Here is a 20975-nt window from a genome sequence, read left to right on the forward strand (position 1 = left end):
CTCCCCCTGCCGCTGTCACAACAACGTCCACAGACCGTCATATTTCCACGCTTCAATAACGACTCGGTCAATTTGAAAAAAAGCGACTAACTTTATACCAGCAGAATGACCGTCTGATCCTGTGAAGCACCGTTACTTGTTCCGTTACTCGCCAAGTCATCCATCCGAAACAATGGGGGTTCCATGATGAAGCACCATCGTCGTACAGCATCATTCGCAATGGCCGCGTCACTTTCACTCATCGCGGCAGCAGTACAAGCGGAAAATCCTGCCCATATAGATCATCCCGGTAAGGGCAAAGCACTCGGCCGAAAAATCGAGGTTCAGTTACTCGGTTTCAACGACTACCACGGCCACCTCAAGACCGACGCGGTGGGTTTTGGCGTCGACGAGGGTGGCGGTGAATATCTGTCCGCCAAGCTGGCTGAATTGCGCCAGGACCGAAGGTACAGCTTCACCGTGGCTGCCGGTGACCTGATCGGTGGCACCCCGGCGTTCTCGGGCCTGTTCCACGACGAGCCCTCGGTAGAATCACTCAATGCCATGGGCCTGGATTTCTCCGGTGTCGGCAACCACGAATTCGACGAGGGGGTCGACGAACTGTTGCGCATGCAAAACGGGGGCTGTCATCCCGTGGATGGCTGTTACTACCCTGACTCGCCCTACGCCGGGGCCAATTTCAAATGGCTGGCTGCCAACGTGGTCAGTGAATTCGACGGGGTGACCACGCCGCTGCCCGGCTACTGGATCGAGGAAGTTGAAGGGGTCAAAGTGGCCTTCATCGGCATGACCCTGGAAGGGACTGACACCATCGTTGCCGCGGCCGGGATCGAAGGCTGGGACTTCCTCGACGAGGCCGAGGCCGCCAATAACCTGGTTCCGGTTCTCGCCGGTGAGGGTGTTGAGGCCATTGTGGTGCTCCTGCACGAGGGCGGCAACCAGGTGCCGGCCCCCGGTGATTACAACGCCTGTGACGACTTCGAGGGACCGGTGGCCGACATCAACGCTGCGCTGGACCCGGAAATCGACGTGATGATCACCGGTCACACTCACCAGCCCTACAATTGCCGCTTGCCGGATGCCGCGGGTTATGATCGTATCGTCACCTCCGCCTATCAATACGGTCGGGTGGTGACTGAAGTCACACTGGTGCTCGATCCCAAGACCAATGACGTGGACCGCAAGAAAACCTCGGCCTACAACCACGCCGTGGTACGCGAAGAGCTCACCCCTGACCCCGCCGTTACCGCCGTCATCGACAAGTGGCAACCGCTGTACGACGACTTCGCCAACGAGGTGGTGGGCAGCATTACCGAGGATATCAATCGCGGGGGGGATCCCTCGGGTTCCGACCGCAGTGTCGAGTCCGCGGCCGGCAACCTGGTCGCCGACGCCCAGTTCTGGGCGACCCAGACCTTCGGCAGCCAGGTGGCCTTCATGAACCCGGGGGGCGTGCGCTCCGACCTGGTCTACGCCCAGTCCGGCTCCGAAGGCGACGGCAATGTGACCTTTGGCGAGGCTTTCACCTTCCAGCCCTTCAACAATGGTCTCGAGGTGATCAGCATGACTGGCGAGCAGATTGTCGAGGTGCTGGAAGAACAGTGCCAGCCCACCCGGTTCCTGCACCTGGGGGTATCGGCAGGTTTCACCTACGACCTCGAGAAGGAACTTGTCGGCGGCGGCTGTACATCGATCACCGTCAGCAACGTGAAGTTGAACGGTGAGCCGGTGTATATGGATGATGTCTACCTGGTGGCGGTCAACAGCTTCCTCGCCGATGGTGGCGACAGCTTCACTACCTTCACCGAAGCGTCATCGCGGGTCACCTGGGGCCTTGACCTGGATGCGCTCACTACCTACCTGGGTGCCAACAGCCCGGTGGCACCACCCTCCACGGACCGGGTTAACGAAGTGAACTGACAGACGGGGCAGGCACTCCCGATATCCCGCTGCAAGCCGGCTGCGCTCTCAGTCATCTGACCAGCGCAGCCGTATTATCCCTCCGAGTTTATCGTCATTGAACCGCCTCAGCCATATGCAGGAGGCAGGCGACGCCTGTCGCGGGCCATAATGGGCAGCTTTCTGTTCAGTAGATAACAACAACCTGGAGGAGATGGGCATGTCGAATTCCCTGGAACAATTGGCAGGCGGTGTCGCGGTCATTACCGGTGCTGGATCGGGTATCGGCGAGGGCCTGGCCCGGGTGGCCGCCGAGGCGGGCATGCGGGTGGTGGTGGCCGATATCGCCCTGGAGCGGGCGGAGCAGGTGGCGCAGTCCATTTGCGAAGGCGGGGGTGAGGCGCATCCGCTGCGCGTTGATGTGTCCAGCGCTGGGTCGATCGACGCCCTGGCGGCGGCGGTCCACGAACGCTTCGGGGATGTGACCCTGCTGATCGACAACGCCGGGGTGGAGACCCTCGGTTACAGCTGGGAGCTGAGCGCAGAGCAGTGGGACAGAACCCTCAACATTAACATTCACGGCGCCATTCACGGAGTCCGTGCCTTCGCCCCGCGCATGATCGCCTGTGGCAAGCCAGCCTGGATCGCCAACACCGCGTCTATCGGTGGCCTGGGCATGATGCCCATCCAGACCTCCTACATCCTCAGCAAGCACGCGCTGATCTCCTACAGCGAGTGCCTGTTCCTCGAGATGCAGCTTGCCGGGGCACCGATTGCGGTGTCCGCGATTTTGCCGGGACCGGTTGCCACCCGAATTTTCAGCGACGGTAGCACCACCACCGATTCCGGTAGTGAAGCCCACCGCAGCATGATGAACGCGATGCTGGAGGCAGACGGGATCTCCGGCTACGAGGCGGCCCGGCGCATCCTGCCGCAGATTGCCGCCGGAGAGTTCTGGGTGTCCACCCATCCGGAGATCACTCGCCAGATGGCTACGGGCCGGGCCCAGCACTTGTCGACCCTGTCCAAACCGGCACTACCGGAAGAAGTCCTGCAGAGCATGGGCCTGTCGGTCGACAGCTGAGCTCACTCTCAGGCGGGCGTACCAGGCCCGCCCGGACTATTCGTCGAACAGCCCGGCGTGGGCCTCGCGCAGGTCGCGCTTGAGAATCTTGCCCGAGGGATTGCGCGGCAAATCCGCCGCCAGCACGACGCGCTTGGGTACCTTGAAGCCGGCCAGTTTCTCCTGGCAGAAGGCAATCGCCGCCTGCTCGTCGGCTTCGTTTTCGCTGCCGGCCTTGGGCACCACCACCGCGGCAACCGCCTCCACCCAGCGGGCGTGGGGCAGGCCGATTACGGCCACCTCGGCCACCCAGGGCAGCTGGTAGATGGTCTCTTCCACTTCCCGCCCGGACACGTTCTCGCCGCCGGTCTTGATCATGTCCTTCTTGCGATCGACGATGGTGAGGTAGCCCTCGTCGTCCACTGTGGCGAGGTCGCCGCTGTGGAACCAGCCGCCGGCGAAGGCCTCGGCGGTTTTTTCCGGATTTTTGAAGTACTCGGTGAGCAGTTGTGGCGAGCGGTGTACCACCTCGCCGATCTCGCCCGTGGCGACGTCGTTGCCGTCGTCGTCCACTACCCGGGTTTCCACATGCAGCACCGGCTGGCCGGCTGAGCCTGCCTTGCGCAACTGGTCCTGGGGCTTGAGGATGGTGGCCACCGGGGCGATCTCGGTCTGGCCGTAGAGGTTCCAAAGCCGCAGGTCCGGCAGGCGCCGCTGGATTTCCTTCAGCACTTCCACCGGCATGATGGAGGCGCCGTAATAGCCTTTGCGCAGCCTGGACAGGTCTGTGCTGTCGAAACCGGGATCGCGCAGCAGGGATATCCACACGGTGGGCGGGCAGAAGAAGGCTGTCACGCCCTCCTGCTCCAGCAATCGCAACAGGTTGGCGGGGGTGGGGTCATCGGTGATGATATTTTGCCCACCCACCTGGACTGAGGGGCCGAGGAAGCAGTCCAATTGGGCGCAGTGGAACAGGGGCATGGCGTGCAGCAGCACGTCATCACCCGCCACCTCGGCATCGACGAGTATGCTGCCATACTGCCACATCACGGCGGCGTGGCTGAGCACCGCGCCCTTGGGGGCCGATTCCGTGCCACTGGTGTAAATGATCTGCGCCGGGCTCTGGCTGTCGACGGCGGGTGGATTGGCCAGCGGTTCCGCCGCGATGAAGGCGGTGAAGGCCTCCAGGTCTGCCGGCGCCTCGCTGTTCAGGTCCAGGCACACCAGGCCCTCCACGGCGGGACATTGCTTTGCCACCTCGCGGGCCTTGTCGCATTCGCTGGCACCGGTCAGCAGCAGCCGCGCGCCGCTGTGCCCGACAATGTAGGCGGCCTCCTGGGCATTGAGCATGAAGTTGACCGGCACCAGCACGGCGCCGGCGGCGGCAATGGCAAAGCGTGCTACTGCAAAGGCATTGGAGTTGCGCGACAGCACCGCCACCCGGTCTCCCGGCTGGATACCTCGCTTCACCAGCGCACCGGCTGCACGCACGCACAGTGTGTTGAATTCGCGGTAGGTCCAGCGTGTCTCCAACTGGGCGATGGCCGCCCGGTCCGGGTGGCGGGCGGCGGTGCGGCGCAATACGTCGTAAATCGATTGCTGACGGAGTTGGGGGTCGCTCATGGGTAGAGGTCTCCTGTGGCGATGTGTCGTTCTTATGCTGCGTTGGGGTGGCGGGCCAGCCGACTGCCCATATTCCAGAGCCGGACGCGACGGCACAAGTCCCCGTGGTGATTATTGTCGTTTCGCGCGAGTGGTCGTTACGGCTTGCCGTCGGCCTCGATAAACGCCTCCAGCACCTGCTGGACATAGCGCTGGTCTTCCCCGCTCATGGTGGGGTGGCAGGGCAGCATGACGCCGTGCTGCATGATCTGGTCGCAGTTGCCCAGTCCCGCGGGATGAATACGGTAGTCCCTTCCCTTGAGCATGGGGTGGCGGGTGATGTTGCCGGAGAAGATTACCCGGGAGAAGACCCCGCTGTCCTCCAGGTGGATTTGCAGGGCCTTGCGGCTCCAGCCGGTCTCCGGGCGAATCTGCAGGGGGAAGCAGATCCAGGTGGTTTCGGTCTCGGGCAATGTGGTGGGCACGATGAATTTGTCGGCGTGCCGTTCGAAGAAAGCGTAATAATCCTGGAAGCGCGCGTTGCGAAGCTGCCAGAGTTCGTCGATCCGGTTCATCTGCCCGAGGCCGAAGGCCGCGCCCGCCTCGTTGGGAATGAAGCCGTAGGCCAGGTCTTCAAAGATAAACAGGGAGTCGTAATCGACGCCATCCATCTGCTCCAGGAAGCGGCCGTCGCTCTCCGCCACTTTGGTACCGAACATGTACTTCTCGGAAGAGCGGCCCCAGGCGCGCAGCATCAGGGCGCGGTCCAGCAGGGCATCGTCGTCGAAAAACACCATGCCACCGTTGCCGAGGGCGGTAATGATGTGAAAGATCGAAAAACTGGTGACGGAGATGTCGGCCCGGGTAGCGGTCTTTCGTCCCCGCAGGCTGCCTCCCAGGGTGTCGCAGGAGTCGTGCACCAGTTTCAGGCCGTGGCGGTCGGCAATCTCGCGCAGCCTGTCCCAGTCGCCAATGCCCCCCACCAGGTCGGGCACCAGCAGCGCCCGGGTGTTTTCCGTGATGACGTCCTCGACCCGGTCCGCCAGGATCTGGTAGCTGTCCAGGCCCACATCGACGAACACCGGCGTGTATCCCGCCTGGTAGATGGTGGCGACATCCGTGGAGAAGGTGAGCGCGGGAGTGATGATCTCGGACCCGGCGGGCAGGTTGAGCAGGCGCATGGCAATCATCAGCGCCGAAGAACCCGAGTTCACCATGACGCCGTGTTTTTTACCCATGAATTCGGCGACACGGGCCTCGAATTCGCAGACGCGTGTGCCTGGAATCAGTCCGTTGGGGTCTTCCAGTACCGCGTTCACCTGTTGAATTTCATCCTGTCCGTACATGGCGCCGCCGTAGCGGACCACGCGGGGCGCAAGCTTGTTACTGGTCATCGCCTGTTATTCCTTTTATTGCTCTGCGGATTCAGCCTTGCCGGGTTTACTGATCGCGCCCGGGAATGCTGCGGCATTCGATGAATGTGCCGTCATCAAAGTCAGCATACGCGGAACACCAGGTGGGCTGAAATCGCCTGCCGGCAGGCTGGTTCAATAATTGGGGATACCCGGGGCAAAAGTTGCGCGTCACCCATTTCCGATCGTCACAGGAGACTTTGCTGAGTCGCTACGAAGGCAGTGCAGTGGTCTATCCTGTGAACTCAGTGGACTGACCTGCAGGTAGCTTCGATATGCTCAAGCCCGATCCAGACCGACTCGACTTAACGGCCATTGCCCGTGAGAGAATCCACAACCGCCATCCCACGGAGATTGCTCCATGAGATACGTCTACGGCCTGCTGTGTATCCTCGGCACGGTTTTACCCTATGGCGCGTTGCTGCCCTGGCTTGTCGAAAACGGCCCCGATATCCAGTTGTTCCTCGCGGATGCCATCCGCACCGGCATCGGCACCTTCGCGTGGCTGGACGTGATGGTCTCGGCGCTGGTGCTGCTGGTGTTCATCTGGACGGAAGGCCTCGCGAAGGGCATGAAGCACCTGTGGCTGCCCACGCTTGGCACCTTCACGGTGGGCGTGTCACTGGGTCTGCCGCTGTTTCTGCTGATGCGCACGGTGCATCTGGAAAAGGTGCCGTCGCCCTGAGCCCGGTTGCCTGCGCTCAGCAGGAGTTGGCCGGGTCATTGGGCTGAATCAGGGGCTCACCGGCACGTTCATACCACAACTGCAGGCTCTCCCAGATGTCCTCGGCGGATTCGGCAAACCAGAACAGGTCCCGGTCTTCGCTGTCGATTACCCCCTCTTCCACCAGGAAGTCCACATCGAATGCCCGTCGCCAGAAGCTCTCTCCCACCAGGATCACGGGCAGGGGTTTGATCTTCCGGGTCTGGATCAGTGTCAGGGTTTCAAACAGTTCGTCGAGGGTGCCAAAACCACCGGGGAAGGCCACCAGCGCCCTGGCGCGTAGCATGAAGTGCATTTTACGCAGGGCGAAATAGTGGAACTGGAAGCAGAGCTCCGGCGTGACATAAGGGTTGGGAAACTGCTCGTGGGGCAGGGTGATGTTAAGGCCTACGGTTTCGCCGCCGGCGTTGCAGGCGCCGCGGTTGGCCGCTTCCATGATGCCGGGCCCGCCCCCCGTCATGACCACCAGCCGGGAGTCGCTGCAGCCTTCTCCAGACTCCGCTACAAGGCGGCTGAAGGCTCGCGCCACTTCGTAGTAGCGGCTGTTCTCCTCGATGCGCTGCGCGATCTTCAACTGGCGGTGGAACTCCGGGTCCTGTGGGCTGTGCTGCAGGGCGTGTTCCAGTTCGACGACCCGTTGGCGGGCGGCGAGCGGTTCCACAATCCGCGTGCTGCCGAACACTACGATGGTGTGGCGAATGCCGTGCTTCCGCATCAGGCGTTCCGGTTTCAGGTAGTCCAGCTGCAGGCGTACGCCACGGGCGTCATCGCTCTCGAGAAAGTGCGTGTCTTCGACACTGGGCTGGTAGGAGGGGCTCTCCAGAATCGCCTGTAACTGCTCTGAGCAGGTTGGATCCTGCTGTGCTGGCTTTGGCGTTTCCCAGGGCAACCGCTGCTTGCGCTGCAAGGGTGGGGCCGGCGGGGGCACGCTGCGGTTCTTGTTGTCGTCATCCATAGTGAGCTGAGTCTAGATCAGCGCGGCGGTAAACGGTACTGCCCGTGTGAAGGGCCTGATGTCCAGCGGGGTCGGCTATTCCAGCAGGCGGGCGATATGCTCCGCAGAGCGCTGCCGCGCCCTACCCGACCACACGCTGGTGAGGGTGCGCCATACAACCGGCCAGTCGCGCCAGGGGGAGGGATCTGCCAGGTACGCCAGCTGAAGACGGACTTTTTCTGGCAGCAGGCGGGTCAGGTAGAGGGATTCTGCCTCGTCCCGCCCGGCCAGTACGGCGTCCTCCGCAAGAAAATCCACCGCCGCCGGCCCGGTGATTCCCGGGCGCACGCTCTGCAACGCGGCGAGCGCCTCCGGGGGCAGGTGAGCGGCGTGTTTCAGGGGCAGGGGCCGGGGGCCGACAAGGCTCATATCACCGCGCAGCACATTGTAAAGCTGGGGCAGCTCGTCCAGCCGCCAGCGCCGCAGCAACAGGCCGGGACGGGTGATCCTGGCATCGTCTTCCGCCGCGATACTGCTGCTGTCGCCGGTACCCGTTTGCAGCGAACGGAATTTATACAGGGTAAAAGGCACCCCGTTGCGACCCAGGCGCATCTGGCCATAGAGGATGGGGCGACCGCTGCCCAGGCCCACCCACAGGCCAAGCGCCAACAGCAGCGGTGACAGGCCCACGAGTGCCGCGGCAGCGCAGGCCAGGTCCACAATGGGTTTGCAGCGGTGCTGCCGAGGCGACGTCATCGGTCTGGTTTCAGTAGCCCAGCACAGCGCCGACCCCTACTCCGGCGGCGTAGAGCACGAAGGTGAGCAGCGTCAGGGGCTGCACTGGCCGGTTGCGGTGAAAGGTGTCCGGCTCGTGCCAGGTCCAGTACTGGGCCAGCAGTGCGCTGGGCAGGGCGGAGAAGCCCAGCCAGACGGGCTTTGGCAGGCCACCCAGTAGCGGGTACACGAGCAGCAGCCCAAAGCCGGCCAGGTAGATCACGGGTAACAGGCGGCTGGCCCGGTGCTTGCCCAGGCGTGCCACCAGGTTGTACTTGCCGGCGCTGCGGTCGGCGTGGAAGTCGGGAAACTCGTTCACCCAGAGGAAGGCGGCGATGAAGATACCCAGCGGCAGGGAGAGCCAGAAAACGTCAGAGCTGACGCTGTGACTCATCAGCATGCCGGTACTCAGGGCCACCAGTGGGCCGTAGCACAACACCACGTCCAGCTCGCCGAGCCCGCGGTAGGCCAGTTGCAGGGGTGGCCCGTGGTAGGACCAGCCCAGTACCAGGCCGGTGGTGCCGAGCCAGAACAGGCCGGGTTCGCGCAGCAGGACCATCAGCGCGCCCAGGGCGATACCCACCGCCCCGAAACCGAAGGCGATGCCCCAGGTTTGGCGGCGGGACAGCAGTTCATCCACCAGTACCCGCTTGCCGCCGGAGAAGTTGGTCCGGTCCTCGGGCTGCACCGCGAGGTCGGTACCCGAGTCGTAGTCGTAGACATCCCCCCAGGCGTTCTTGGCCACTTCCATACAGAACATGGCCAGCCCCATGACGGCCAGCCACGGCCAGGAAAAATCCGGGTGCCCGGCAACGGGCGCCGCGCCCACGGTCATGGCGGCCAGGGAGGTGATACTGATCTTGGGGTCTGCCAGGCGCCACAGGCCGGCGTTGAATTGATTGTCCATTGGCCTGGTCAGCGCCATTTGTCGGGGGCTTCAGTGTAGCCCGGTCATCTCGAATTCCGCTACCGATCCCGGGTTCGGGTGACATCACGCGTGTGGGTATGCTGCTATTTACCAGAAGCTCCTGCGAGAGAATGCACTGGCCACCGCCACCCTGGCCGAAAAACGTTCCCAGGGGAGAAGCTTTGCCAAGCTGGTGAAAGAAGTGAAGCGCATCAAGCAGAACAAGACGGATACCTGACGATTTCCCTCGGGGAGTGCCGGGCTGGTAGGGTGGGTCATGAACCGACCGGGTTGCGATAGCGGGTGTCGGTTTGCGTGGCAATTCACACATGCGTCCTATACTGCCAAGAGGCGGCAATGGGAAACCGGGAGGTTTAAACTTGGCCAGAAGCACCACTCAGGAACGGATCAAGCGCCTGGAGGCTCACCTCCGGCAGGAAAACCCGATTCTGGCAGGTTGTGTAAAGAGTTTTCAGCGTCTCGACCGGGTTGCCCGCAAACTGGGTTTGATGGAGCGCGATAGCTCCTACGCGACCCAGGTGTCATGGTGGCCGGTCATTTCCCTGCTCGGCACCTTTTCCGCGGGCAAGTCCACGTTTATCAATCAGTACGCCGGTGAGAACCTGCAGCGCACAGGCAACCAGGCGGTAGACGACAAGTTCACGGTGGTCTGTTACGGCACTGGCGGCGCCTCGACCTCCCTGCCGGGGCTGGCGCTGGACAGTGATCCACGCTTCCCGTTCTACCAGATCAGCCTGGATATCGAGCGCGTGGCGGAAGGCGAAGGGCGGCGGGTGGATTCCTACCTGCAGCTGAAGACCCTGCAGGCGGAACACCTTCGCGGCAAGATTCTGATCGACTCACCCGGCTTCGACGCCGACCAGCAGCGCAACTCGACCCTGGTCATTACCGAGCACATCATCAACCTGTCTGACCTGGTGCTGGTGTTCTTCGATGCCCGCCACCCGGAACCGGGGGCCATGGCCGATACCCTGAAGCACCTGGTGGCGGAAACGGTCAAGCGACCGGATGCCACCAAGTTCCTGTATATCCTCAACCAGATCGATAACACCGCCCGCGAAGACAACCCCGAGGAGGTGGTGGCCGCCTGGCAGCGCGCCCTGGCCCAGCACGGGCTGACCGCGGGGCGGTTCTACCGCATCTACGCCCGGGGTGCCGCCCTGCCGATCAAGGACGATCAGATCCGCCAGCGCCTGGAGCGCAAGCGCGACGAGGACCTGGCAGAGATCGAGGCCCGCATTCACCAGGTGGAAGTGGAGCGCGCCTATCGCGTGGTGGGGGTACTGGACAAAACCGCCCGCCATCTGCGCGACACCATCGTGCCGCGCCTGACCGAGGCCCGCCGTGCCTGGCGCCGACGTACCTTCTGGTACAGCCTGCCGGTGTTTTCCCTGCTGATTGGGTTGTTTCTCTGGTGGAGTATCGGGGGAGGGCACTGGGAGGGCTTTCACCTGCTGCCGTTTACCGGACTCTCACTTCCCGAACAGTTGACGGTGGGCGCGGTACTCGCTGTGCTGCTTTGTCTTATCTACTACCCCCTGCGAGCGCTTGCTGGCGCAGCTGCACAACGCAAACTGGCGAAGGACGAGTCCCTGGGGCCGGATCGTGATCAGGTTCTGCGGGCTTTCGATTGGAACCGCAAGGCCTGGTGGAATTCACTCGCCGATGCCAACCCGCGCGGTTGGGGACGCTGGCGGCGGCGGCAGCTGGACAAGGTGCTGTCTGAGGCGGACGGCTTTGTGCAGGCACTTAATGACTGCTATGCGCGACCTTCTGGCGGGGACGGTTGAAGTGCGGGGCCCTCGCTCAGGCTGGATGCCGCATTCGACCCATAGCGGGTATTCGCGAGTCCCGGTTTTAGAGTCTGCTTCCGATTAAAATCTGACTAACTGTGTGATAGCGTTTCACTGCTTCTCGTTATCAATGGGGACAGCCCATGGCGTCCAGGCGCGACTACCAACTGGCGGTAGCTGTAGATACTCTTCTGCTTTGGGGGCGGCTCGGTGGTGCCTACTGTGCAGTAGCGCTCATCGCCTACGGGTTTTTGAGTCTGATGGCTGTACCCGACTGGGTTGCTCCGACAACCTTGGCCATTGCGCTGCTTATTGGCCTTACTGCCGCTTTGCGGCTGCGACCTTTCCTCGTCGTCCGTAAGCACGGCGTTCCCATGGAGGGTAGAGTCACTGAGATCAAAGAGCGCAGGGTGAAGAACAACAGTGATGGTGGATCATTTCTCAAGAAGCGTTTGGTCTATTCGTACGAATACGAGGGAGTGGAGTATCGAGGACAGACTACATGGGGTTCATCGGGACGTTTCGGCACACTGGATACAGGTAATCCGATTCAGATCATCATAAACCCCAGGCGCCCTGCTGAAGCAGTCTGGATTGATGACATGCCGATCAAAATGCCCCAGGTGATCGGGATGTAGTCCGGTCTTCAGGTTGTCAGGGCCGAGGCCCCCCCGTCAAATTTGCCTGAGTACGTTCATCGGTACAAACAGTCTCATTGGGTCATCTGTGAATGGCTGAAACATATCGAACCTGTCGTAGAATGCTTTCGCATCATCGTCGAGCAAGTCGAGAATCAAGCCAATGGCGGGCAGTCCATTATCCGTCAGTTGCACACTATGCCTCAGTGCGCTGACCAGAGTTTTCTCTCCGTAGCGCTTGCCTTGGTATGCCTTATCCACGGCCAACCGTGCGAGCAGCACGACTGGCACCGGATAATTCGGTAGCTTGGCCTCAACAGGGATTTCCGCTTTTGAGACGGTAGATGAAGCCAGGGTGTAGTAGGCCGCCATTGGTGTTTTGGCGCCTTCCTCGGGATGGCGTGCAGGCAATACCCAAGTGCTGCTCAAACCCAATCCCATGTTCTTTGCTGCGAAGCGGGCTAAGAACGCGTTCATGTCAGGCTTTCCGCAATCGAAGGCCTTGACGTCAAAATGTGAAGGGTTGAGCGCTATAAACTCTTGCGGAACTGACAATCAAAATCCTTCTTGATCAAGGCGCTTGGCGGCCTCCAGGATACGGGCGCTGGGGACGGCAGAAGTGTCCTGGCATGCCATCATGAAGGCATCGAACTGGTCATTCGTAACTTTGATAGAGGCTTGCTGTTTCAAAATCTCAGGCGCATCCTGCCTAATCAGGCGAGTGATGTATTCTGTAACTGACGAGCAGCCCAGTGCCGCAGAAGCTCTTTCTGCCAGGGACTTCGTTTCTGAGTCGACTCTCATGTCCAGTCGCTCTTTACGGGCTGAAGTGGTCATTTCTCCTTCCTCTGAGAGATCAAGTCTCTTGATTTGCGCTAATGTACGTCAACATGACGTACAATCTCAAGGAAAGTTTCATGTCTGCCTTCTTGTTGGTGGTGTTGCTGACTGATATTTTGCTCGGCGTTATCGTAACGTATTGATAAATAATGAAAATAAATTTTTACAGCTATCCCTGGCCATCTAAGCCACTTCGGACTTGTTGCACATGATTTTGCGGGAAAAGGGGGTGAGTGAGGCCGCAACTTCCAAGCCCTAATGGGGTAGAGCCGTAGAGCCAGTGGCTGATCGGTAAGGACTAAAATGGCCCGCCCGAGAGGATTCGAACCTCTGACCTTTGCCTCCGGAGGGCAACGCTCTATCCAGCTGAGCTACGGGCGGTCTAAACAAGTTTTCCGTGTATTCACACGTCCCAGCATTTTCCCAGGCCTCCAGTGGATAGAGCGTTGGCAACGCTCCCCCTTCGGGGGCCAGCCCGAAATCACAGATTTCGGTCGTTCCGCCTAAAACTGCTGCGCAGTTTTGTAACGGCTCCACCCAGCTGAGCTACGGGCGGTCTGAACAAGTTGTCCGTGTATTCACACGTCTCAGCATTATCCCAAACCTCCGGTGGATAGAGCGTTGGCAACGCTCCCCCTTCGGGGGCCAGCCCGAAATCACAGATTTCGGTCGTTCCGCCTAAAACTGCTGCGCAGTTTTTTAACGGCTCCACCCAGCTGAGCTACGGGCGGTGTTTATAGTGGGCTTGGGGAGCCCAAGAGGACGCGCATAATACCCACTTAGGCGCCTTGAGTCTATCACTCGCCGGCGCCCTCAGGGTCCTCAGCTGGCGCCAATATCCACACAGATCTTGCCAAAGTGCTGCTGGCTCTCCTGGTGACGGAAGGCGTCGGCCAGTTCTGCCAGCGGGTAGTGGCTGTCGATCACGGGCTTCAGGTTATTCGCTTCCACCGCTGCGATCATGTCCGCCTGGTGTTGCTGGCTGCCCACGGTGATGCCGTGGATGCGCGCGTTTTTCTGGAACAGCGCTGCTGTTGGTACCTCGCCGGAGACGCCGGTGAGGACGCCGATCATGCTGATGCAGCCATCGAAGGCCACGGCGCGAACGGACTGGGCTATCGTGCCGGAACCGCCCACTTCCACCACCAGGTCGGCACCCTGGCCGCCAGTGAGTTCCAGTACCTTGTCGCCCCATTTTGGGGTGCTGCGGTAGTTGATCAGGGCTTCTGCCCCCAGTTCGCCCAGCCGCGCCAACTTCTCGTCGGATGAGGACGTGGCGATCACCCGGCAGCCCATCATGCGGGCCAGTTGCAGGGCGAAAATGGATACGCCGCCGCTGCCCTGCACCAGTACCCAGTCGCCGGGCCTGAGGTGGGTCTCCACCATCACCGCGCGCCAGGCGGTCAGGCCGGCGCAGGTCAGGGTGGCGGCTTCGGCAAAGTCGAGGTTGGCGGGCATGCGGCTGAAGGCGGTGGCAGGCATGGTGACGGTTTCGGCCGCAAAACCGTCTACGTTGTCGCCGGGTACACCGCCCATTCGGGGCCGCGCAGGGGCGCCATCCTGCCAGTGAGGGAAGAAGTAGCTCAGCACCCTGTCACCTACCGCGAAACGGTCGACATTCTCGCCCACGGCAGTGACCACACCGGCACCGTCCGACAGGGGGATGCGGCCGTCCTCGCTGGGGATCAGTCCGGTCACTACGGCATAGTCGTGAAAGTTGAGGGAGCTGGCCTTCACTTCCACCTGGATTTCTCCAGGGCCGGGGTCGCGCGGGCTTAACTCAGCGGCTGTCAGTTGGTCCAGGCCGCCGGGGGCTTTCAGGCGCATTGCGAGCATGTTGCTTCCTCTTACCACATCAGGTCGTCGGGGATTTCGTAGTCCTTGTACCACTCTTCCTCTTCCGCGGTAAGTTTGGCGGCGTCGGATTCCTGGCAGCGGATCACCCGGGTTACGTCCCGTTCGGCGATCTTGTCGGCCACGGCGGCCGGGATCAGTGCGTACTGGTCGCCCTGTTTGGCAATGGCCAGGCGGCCGGCCGCCAGTTGCTTCTGCTGCATGGCGTCCACGTAAAACTTCTTCACCTGCTTGCCGTCGGTGAAGTTGAAGTTGATATCGCCACCCTTGCGCGGCACTTCATTGGTTTCTATCAGCTGACGAATCTGGGCGTTGATCGCCTTGCGCTGGGCTTTCTCTTCCCGCTGCTGGTTCAGTTCGCGGTCGCGCTGGACCTTGTCCGCGCGGGCCTGCTGGGCGGCCACCTTGATTTCGTCCTCGATCACCTCGCCGCTGCGGCGGGCGATCCGGGAGGCCTTGCGTTTTTCCTTGTCGAACTGCTTGGCGCGCTTGGCATCGGCCAGGCCGGCTTGCAGCAACTGGTCTTTCAGGGATCCGGACATGGTGTGAGTCTGGTTGCAATTGGGGGCTTGATTGTAGCGCCGTGGCCGGGTCAGGCCCAGCCATCAGGGCGTTGGAGGCTGTGCTTAGGTCATTTAGATATAAGCGGTGATTGTAAATAAAGGTAAATAATATCCTTGACGGGAATATCTCTGCGCCTAAAGTCGTCAACCGGGTGACAAAGCGATAAGGCCCTTGGCGAAAAATTGTTCAAATTCAACAGGTTGGACAGGGCCTGGCGCAACAATAGATGGAGGTTAAAAAATGAACAAGTCGATGTTGACCGGTGCGGTACTGGGTGTGTCCCTGGCTACAGCGGGTGGCGTGTTGGCCAGTTATGGCCTGCTCCCGGGGGGGGCAGGAGCCAACGAAGCGGAAGTGCTCGAGGTTACCGAGGTGCGTGAGACGGTGGAAGATCCCCGTGAGGTCTGCAAGGACGTGGCGGTGACCCGCCAGAAGCCGGTGCAGGACCAGCACCGGGTGCTCGGCACGGTAGCCGGTGCCGTGATCGGTGGTGTGCTGGGTAACCAGGTGGGTGGTGGCAGCGGCAAGAAGATTGCCACGGTAGCCGGTGCCGCAGCCGGTGGTTACGCCGGTAACAAGACCCAGGAGCAGATGCAGGCCGGTGATACCTACGTCACCACCGAAACACGCTGCGAAACCGTGGTGGATACCCGCGAGGTAGTCAGCGGCTACGAGGTGACCTACAGCCTGGACGGCGAACAGGACACCATCCGCATGGCCTATCACCCGGGTGACAGCATCCCGGTGGAAGAGGGCAAACTGGTGTTGTCCAAAGAGAGTTAAGCCGGGTGGCCGCCCGCGCCCGCGACAGGTTGCCTGTCGCGGGTTTTTTTATGCCGGTGGGGGTGTACGCTTACTGCGCCGCAGCCATGCCGGGGGGGAAGGCCGCGAAAATGCGCACTGCGGCCGCGTTGACCACTTCCTGGTTTTTCAGCTGATCCTTGTCCTTGATGCGGGAGTGGATGGTGCCGCGCCAGACGGACTGCTTCATACCGGGGTCGATCATGTCGACGATGAAGGTGCCATCGGTGTAGTTGCGGGTTACCACCTCGGTGCCGCCGGGCATGCAGGACCAGCAGTTGTACATGGAGTAACGGTTGTAACCGTAGTAGGGGCCGTACATACCGGGGCTGTTATAGGTTTGTACGTCGGTCTTGAACTGGGTCACCAGGTGCCAGCTCAACAACATGTCCGACTGGCTGGCGTCCGCCACAATCTGGAAGCCCTTTTGCTTCAGGGCGTAGGTGAGTGCGTCGTCCACGCGATCGATCTGGATATCGCTGAGCTGCATCGGGTTGTCACCGCTGACCTGGCCCGACTCATCGTAGAACGCGATGGTTTTGACCCCGGAGAAATCGTAGTCGTTCATGTAGTCCACGTCGGGCTTGGGTGGCTTGCTGGCACAGGCAGTGACCAGCAGGCTCGCGGCGACGACAGCCAGTACGCGTCTGGATTGGCGGATGGCGTTCAACATTATCGATCTCCTCGGGGCGTATTGGGTATTGCGTATTGGGTACTGCGTATTAAAAGTTTCGTAAAGCATGCGTGACCAGTTCAGGAGTATACCCGGGATCACGACGCGACCTACACCCGTATTAGGCTGTGCAGGGCGCCAACAGTTCCTGTACCGCGTGAACGTGTCGCTTGGGTGCCAGTCGCCACTGGTCCAGTAGCGCATCGCGTTGTGCCTGCCATTGGGTGTAGGCGGGCGGCAGTGCTGATTGCAGCAGTGATTCGAGCGCAAGCACCGGCGGAAGCAGCTGGTATTGGCGCCGGTTGACCGCCGCTGACCACGGTTGGATCTCCCCGGCGAAAAAGCGTGCCACCACGTTCGGCAGGATATCGGCCACCGCCGGGCGCAGGGGTGGCAGGCACAGGGGGCCTCGTGCCTGCCGGGCATTCAGCATGCGGTCGGCTACCCCGAGCCAGCTGGATTGTGTTGCCAGGGCCAGCAACAGGGCGCCGCCGTCACCCTTGTTGACCTCACTGAGCAGTAACTCGAGGTTCAGGTTGTCGGCGCGATAGTCGCCAGCCAGCCAGCGCTCGCTTTCGGTGGTGATCGCTTCCAGCGCTGTCACCACGGCAGGGCCGGTATTGGCGGGGTAGCCGGTCAGGTCGTGCGGGCGCTGCCAGAGCGCGCGATACTCGGGGCCGCCGAGGGTGGCCAGGAATATGCGCCGGGGCAGCTGGGCCTGTTTCTGGAGGTAGGCCTCACGCAGGACCAGCGCCAGTTCGTCGTTGCCCTTCTGCCGCTGCCAGTTGATGCACTCGGGCGCCAGGCGCAGGTATTCCAGGTCCAGCAGCAGGCGTTGGGAGGCGCTGGCCATGCGGCCCAGGCTGCTGTTGCGCTTGCCGATAGTGATCTGTACCTCGCAACCGCTCAGAGACAGGAAGTCGAGGGTGTCGAGCTTGGTGGACTCGAACACCAGGCGCAGCCCGGCCCTGTCCGGTTGGCGGGGGAGTTGTGGGCGATCGACGGGAGGGCGCGCCACGTCCAGGGTGCGCTCGAGGCGTTCGAGATAGGTGTCGAACAGCGCCTCCGGCCCCGGGCGGGCGCAGGCCGCCAACGCCAGAACACCTAACAGTAGGAGAGGCCCTTTCTTCATGCGCCCTTTATACCCCAGTTCGCGGCGGTGGGCTGCATCCATTGCAGTCGCGGTGTGCGGGGTAGGGCGGGTGTGATAAGTTGCTGTGCATCCCTGCCGTGCGGAGGTCGATCATGCCCGCAAGACTGCTGCTTATTCTGCTGCTGAGCCCGTTGCTGTGTACTCGGGCCCTGGGGGCGGACGCGCCCACCGCGAGCGAGATCATCCGGAGCGCCATCGACCACTATCGCGGTACCACTTCCTATAGCGAGATGACCATGGTCATCCACCGCCCCGACTGGGAGCGCAGTATGTCCATGCGGGCCTGGACCGAGGGGGACAAGCACACCCTGGTGCGGGTCACGGCGCCGCGCAAGGACGCCGGCAACGGCACCCTCACGGTGGACGGCAATATGTGGACCTTCACCCCCAGTATCAACCGGGTGATCAAGATACCCGCTTCGATGATGAGCCAGAACTGGATGGGCAGTGACTTTTCCAACAAGGATGTCAGCAAGGACACTGACATCATCGACCAGTACGACCACAGCCTGCTGGAGACCCGCGAGCAGGACGGGCACACGGTTTATGTCATCCAGTCCGTTCCCCACGAGGAAGCCGCGGTCGTCTGGGGGCGCGAGGTGCTCACGGTGCGCGATGACTGGGTGCTGCTGCAGCAGGATTTTCGCGACCAGGACGATGTGCTGGTGAAAACGCTGCGGGCCCTCGAAATACAGCCCATGTCCGGCCGTAACGTGGCCACCGTGATGCGCATGAGCCAGCAGGAAAATCCCGAGGAGTGGACCGAGCTGCGCACCGGCGCCATCCAGTTTGACGTGGACGTGGCCGCCAACCTCTTCACTCTGTCCAACCTGCGCAATCCCCGCCAGTGAATATCACCGGCCTGCTGGCATGGCGTAACCTGTGGCGACACAGCCGCCGCACCTGGCTCACGGTAGGGGCCATGGTGTTCTGCAACACGCTGCTGGTGTTCCTGATTGCAATCCAGCTGGGTTCCTACCGGATGATGATCGACAACACCCTGAGCGCCTTTACCGGCCACCTGCAGGTGCAGCACCTCGGTTATCTGGAGGAGCAGAAAATGCGCCAGACAGTGCCGGAGGCTGCCGCCCTGGCCTCCCGCCTGGCGGAGGAACCGCACGTGGAAGCCACGGCAGCTCGGGCGGTAACCTTTGCCCTGGCTTCCAGTGAACAGCGCTCTTTCGGAATCCAGCTCACCGGGGTGCAACCGGCGCTCGAAACGCAGGTGTCCAGCTACCCGGGGCTGGTCAGTCGCGGCCGTTACCTGCAGCAGGGCGATGACGCGGCCATTGTCCTGGGTAGTATCTTGGCCCGCAACCTGAAGGTGGCGCCGGGGGATGAGGTGACGCTGCTGGGCAGCGGATACGACGGGTCGGTGGCTGCCGGTGTGGCGACGGTGGTGGGCATCATCGACAGTGGCCTGGCCGAGGTGGATCGCGGCGTGGCCCAGGCGCCCCTGGCCTGGTTTCAGCAGGTGTTTGCCCTGGGTGACCGGGCCCATTCGGTGGTGCTGCGCCTCGACGACGTCAACCGGGCACCCATGCTGGTGCCGCAGATTCAGGCGAGCCTGCCGGTTGGCGAGTCGCTGGTGGCCCTGGACTGGGACCAGTTGCAGCCGGGGCTGCGGGAAGCCATCCGCAGTGACATGGTCAGCGCCTGGTTTATGTACGGCGTGCTCATTGTGCTGGTGGCGCTCAGTGTACTGAATACCCAGCTGATGTCGGTGCTGGAGCGCACCCGGGAGTTCGGCGTGATGCTGGCACTGGGGCTCAGGCCTCAGCGCCTGGGGCGGCTGGTGCTGCTGGAAACCATCTTTCTCGGCCTGATCGGGCTGCTGCTGGGCGTGGCCCTGGGCGCCCTGGTGGTGCTCTACTTTGACGCCTACGGTTTCAGCTACCCCGGAATGGCCGAGGCGGCGGCGCGGTTTAACCTGCCGCCGCGCATCTATCCCCAGGTGAGTCTGCTGTCGCTGTTTCTCGGGCCGCTTACGGTATTCCTCGGTGCGCTGCTGGCCGCAGTGTACCCGGCCCTGCGGCTACTGCGCCTGCAACCGGTTGCCGCCATGAGGGCCGTGTGATGGGAGCGGGCATCTCGCGCCTGGCTTGGCGCAACCTCTGGCGCAACCGGCGCCGCACCCTGATTATGCTGGCGGCAGTCGCCGTCGGGGTGTGGGCCATGGTGTTCATGAGCGCCATGATGCGCGGCATGGTGGACGAGATGGTGCGCAGCGGCCTGGAGCAGTTGCCCGGCATGGTGCAAATCCACCAGCGCGCCTACCGCGACGATCCCAGCGTGGTGAACAGTATGCCGTCGCCCGAGGGTACCTTGCAGGCAGCGCTGGCAGAACCGCCCGTGACCGCCTGGGCCGCCCGGGTGCGGGTGCCCGCCATGGTGGCCAGTGCCCGCGCCAGCCGTGGCTTGACCCTGTTGGGGGTGGACCCCGCTGCCGAGCGCGCGCTGGGCTCGGTGCCGCCCACCATCAGCGAGGGGCGCTTCCTGGAAGATGAGCACGACCGCGGCGTGGTGCTGGGGCAGCGCCTGGTGGAGCGCCTGGAATCCGACCTGGGCAAGCGGGTGGTGATCATGAGCCAGGACCCGCAAAACGACGTGGCGGATCGCGGCGTGCGGGTGGTGGGCATCTACAAGGCCCGCTTGCCGGGGGATGAGGAGCGCTTTGCCTACGCCGGCCGCGCTGCCCTGCAGGAATTGCTGCAGGTGCCCGGGCAGGTGTCGGAAGTCGCCGTGATGGCCACCGACTACCGCCGGCCGCAGGCGCTGGTGGAACACCTGGCCCGCGCCGCCGGGCCGCAGCTCGAAGTGCTGCCCTGGACCGAACTCGATCCCTTCCTGTCGAGCATGCTGGATCTGCAGGACGGCTTTTCCCTGGTGTTCATGGTGGTGGTGTTCCTGGCGTTGTCTTTCGGCCTGGTGAACACCCTGGCGATGGCGGTATTCGAGCGCATCCGGGAGATTGGCCTGATGCAGGCGCTGGGCATGCGGCCGGGCCTGATCCTGCGCCAGGTACTGCTGGAAAGCCTGTACCTGCTGTTGCTCGGCCTGGCGGTGGGCAATGGCGCCGCCTGGCTGACCATCAAGCCGCTGGAATCGGGGATCGAACTGTCGTCGGTGGCCCGCGGCATGGAAATGTTCGCCATGGGCGCCACCCTGTACCCCGCGCTGTACTGGCGCGACATGGTGCTGGCTACGGTGGTCGTGCTGGGGCTGGGGGTACTGGCCAGCCTGATACCCGCCTGGCGGGCCGCCCGGCTGGACCCGATCCGCGCCCTGAATTCGCATTGACGGGATGCTAGTAGGAGAAGACG

At 62.3% G+C, this 20975-nt stretch carries 20 protein-coding genes and 1 tRNA gene; 9 read left to right on the forward strand and 12 right to left on the reverse strand.

From position 1 onward, the window contains the following. Positions 1-219: 219 nt before the first annotated feature. Both FV139_RS11395 and FV139_RS11400 read left to right on the forward strand, forming a co-directional pair. Complete coding sequence (locus tag FV139_RS11395) at positions 220-1920, forward strand: bifunctional metallophosphatase/5'-nucleotidase (protein ID WP_187276496.1); 1701 nt, start codon at positions 220-222, stop codon at positions 1918-1920. Between the two features lie 199 nt (positions 1921-2119). After that, complete coding sequence (locus FV139_RS11400; RefSeq protein WP_213004089.1) at positions 2120-2983, forward strand: SDR family NAD(P)-dependent oxidoreductase; 864 nt, start codon at positions 2120-2122, stop codon at positions 2981-2983. Between the two features lie 36 nt (positions 2984-3019). Here FV139_RS11400 and FV139_RS11405 read toward each other — a convergent pair whose 3' ends face one another. Beyond that, complete coding sequence (locus FV139_RS11405) at positions 3020-4585, reverse strand: fatty acyl-CoA synthetase (protein ID WP_148068540.1); 1566 nt, start codon at positions 4583-4585, stop codon at positions 3020-3022. A 137-nt stretch (positions 4586-4722) separates the two neighbouring features. Further along, positions 4723-5958, reverse strand: a complete 1236-nt coding sequence (locus tag FV139_RS11410; RefSeq protein WP_148068541.1) for a DegT/DnrJ/EryC1/StrS family aminotransferase — start codon at positions 5956-5958, stop codon at positions 4723-4725. A gap of 379 nt (positions 5959-6337) precedes the next feature. Between FV139_RS11410 and FV139_RS11415 the strand changes: the two genes are divergently transcribed. After that, on the forward strand, positions 6338-6661 hold the full coding sequence (locus tag FV139_RS11415) for a DUF2834 domain-containing protein (RefSeq protein WP_148068542.1): 324 nt from the start codon (positions 6338-6340) through the stop codon (positions 6659-6661). 16 nt (positions 6662-6677) lie between these two features. Here FV139_RS11415 and FV139_RS11420 read toward each other — a convergent pair whose 3' ends face one another. From FV139_RS11420 to FV139_RS11430, 3 genes are all read right to left on the reverse strand, one after another. Next, positions 6678-7655: an LOG family protein gene (locus FV139_RS11420; RefSeq protein ID WP_148068543.1), complete on the reverse strand. Its 978-nt coding sequence runs from the start codon at positions 7653-7655 to the stop codon at positions 6678-6680. Between the two features lie 75 nt (positions 7656-7730). Further along, positions 7731-8390: a sugar transferase gene (locus tag FV139_RS11425; protein WP_148068544.1), complete on the reverse strand. Its 660-nt coding sequence runs from the start codon at positions 8388-8390 to the stop codon at positions 7731-7733. A 10-nt stretch (positions 8391-8400) separates the two neighbouring features. Continuing rightward, the gene (locus FV139_RS11430; RefSeq protein ID WP_187276497.1) at positions 8401-9315 is read right to left on the reverse strand and encodes a prenyltransferase; all 915 of its coding nucleotides are present in this window, start codon (positions 9313-9315) and stop codon (positions 8401-8403) included. Positions 9316-9695: 380 nt separating this feature from the next. On the opposite strand from FV139_RS11430, the gene FV139_RS11440 reads away from it, so the two are divergent. Beyond that, positions 9696-11126 (forward strand): dynamin family protein, encoded by a 1431-nt coding sequence (locus FV139_RS11440; protein ID WP_213004090.1) that lies wholly within the window; start codon positions 9696-9698, stop codon positions 11124-11126. A 146-nt stretch (positions 11127-11272) separates the two neighbouring features. Beyond that, positions 11273-11767: a DUF3592 domain-containing protein gene (locus FV139_RS11445; protein WP_148068547.1), complete on the forward strand. Its 495-nt coding sequence runs from the start codon at positions 11273-11275 to the stop codon at positions 11765-11767. A gap of 36 nt (positions 11768-11803) precedes the next feature. On the opposite strand, the gene FV139_RS11450 is transcribed toward FV139_RS11445, so the two are convergent. The 5 genes from FV139_RS11450 to FV139_RS11470 all read right to left on the reverse strand — a co-directional run bounded on the left by FV139_RS11450 (position 11804) and on the right by FV139_RS11470 (position 15003). Beyond that, entirely contained in the window at positions 11804-12322 is a 519-nt protein-coding gene (locus tag FV139_RS11450; RefSeq protein ID WP_148068548.1) for a GNAT family protein, read from the reverse strand. Next, on the reverse strand, positions 12323-12604 hold the full coding sequence (locus FV139_RS11455; RefSeq protein ID WP_148068549.1) for a type II toxin-antitoxin system TacA family antitoxin: 282 nt from the start codon (positions 12602-12604) through the stop codon (positions 12323-12325). Between the two features lie 307 nt (positions 12605-12911). Continuing rightward, a tRNA-Arg gene (locus FV139_RS11460) sits at positions 12912-12988 on the reverse strand. Positions 12989-13429: 441 nt separating this feature from the next. Further along, positions 13430-14443 (reverse strand): zinc-dependent alcohol dehydrogenase family protein, encoded by a 1014-nt coding sequence (locus tag FV139_RS11465; protein ID WP_148068550.1) that lies wholly within the window; start codon positions 14441-14443, stop codon positions 13430-13432. Between the two features lie 11 nt (positions 14444-14454). After that, a complete protein-coding gene (locus FV139_RS11470) occupies positions 14455-15003 on the reverse strand; it encodes a DUF2058 domain-containing protein (RefSeq protein WP_148068551.1) in 549 nt (182 codons plus the stop codon). A 262-nt stretch (positions 15004-15265) separates the two neighbouring features. Between FV139_RS11470 and FV139_RS11475 the strand changes: the two genes are divergently transcribed. Further along, the gene (locus FV139_RS11475) at positions 15266-15808 is read left to right on the forward strand and encodes a glycine zipper 2TM domain-containing protein (protein WP_148068552.1); all 543 of its coding nucleotides are present in this window, start codon (positions 15266-15268) and stop codon (positions 15806-15808) included. Between the two features lie 70 nt (positions 15809-15878). Here the strand turns inward: FV139_RS11475 and FV139_RS11480 are convergent, their stop codons facing one another. Continuing rightward, complete coding sequence (locus tag FV139_RS11480) at positions 15879-16499, reverse strand: DUF4136 domain-containing protein (RefSeq protein WP_187276498.1); 621 nt, start codon at positions 16497-16499, stop codon at positions 15879-15881. A 121-nt stretch (positions 16500-16620) separates the two neighbouring features. Further along, positions 16621-17631 (reverse strand): DUF3080 family protein, encoded by a 1011-nt coding sequence (locus tag FV139_RS11485; protein WP_187276499.1) that lies wholly within the window; start codon positions 17629-17631, stop codon positions 16621-16623. A 113-nt stretch (positions 17632-17744) separates the two neighbouring features. On the opposite strand from FV139_RS11485, the gene FV139_RS11490 reads away from it, so the two are divergent. The 3 genes from FV139_RS11490 to FV139_RS11500 are packed head-to-tail and all read left to right on the forward strand — an operon-like array spanning position 17745 to position 20952. Beyond that, positions 17745-18503 carry an outer membrane lipoprotein-sorting protein gene (locus tag FV139_RS11490; RefSeq protein WP_148068554.1) on the forward strand — a complete coding sequence of 253 codons (759 nt, stop codon included), beginning with the start codon at positions 17745-17747 and terminating at the stop codon, positions 18501-18503. Continuing rightward, positions 18500-19729, forward strand: coding sequence for an ABC transporter permease (locus tag FV139_RS11495; protein ID WP_148068555.1), 1230 nt, complete (start codon positions 18500-18502; stop codon positions 19727-19729). The genes FV139_RS11490 and FV139_RS11495 overlap by 4 nt, the downstream gene beginning before the upstream one ends. Further along, on the forward strand, positions 19729-20952 hold the full coding sequence (locus FV139_RS11500; RefSeq protein ID WP_148068556.1) for an ABC transporter permease: 1224 nt from the start codon (positions 19729-19731) through the stop codon (positions 20950-20952). The genes FV139_RS11495 and FV139_RS11500 overlap by 1 nt, the downstream gene beginning before the upstream one ends. Positions 20953-20975: the final 23 nt, after the last annotated feature.

Origin of the sequence: Parahaliea maris, from assembly GCF_008064665.1 — a bacterium.
Classification (GTDB): Bacteria; Pseudomonadota; Gammaproteobacteria; order Pseudomonadales; family Halieaceae; genus Parahaliea; species Parahaliea maris.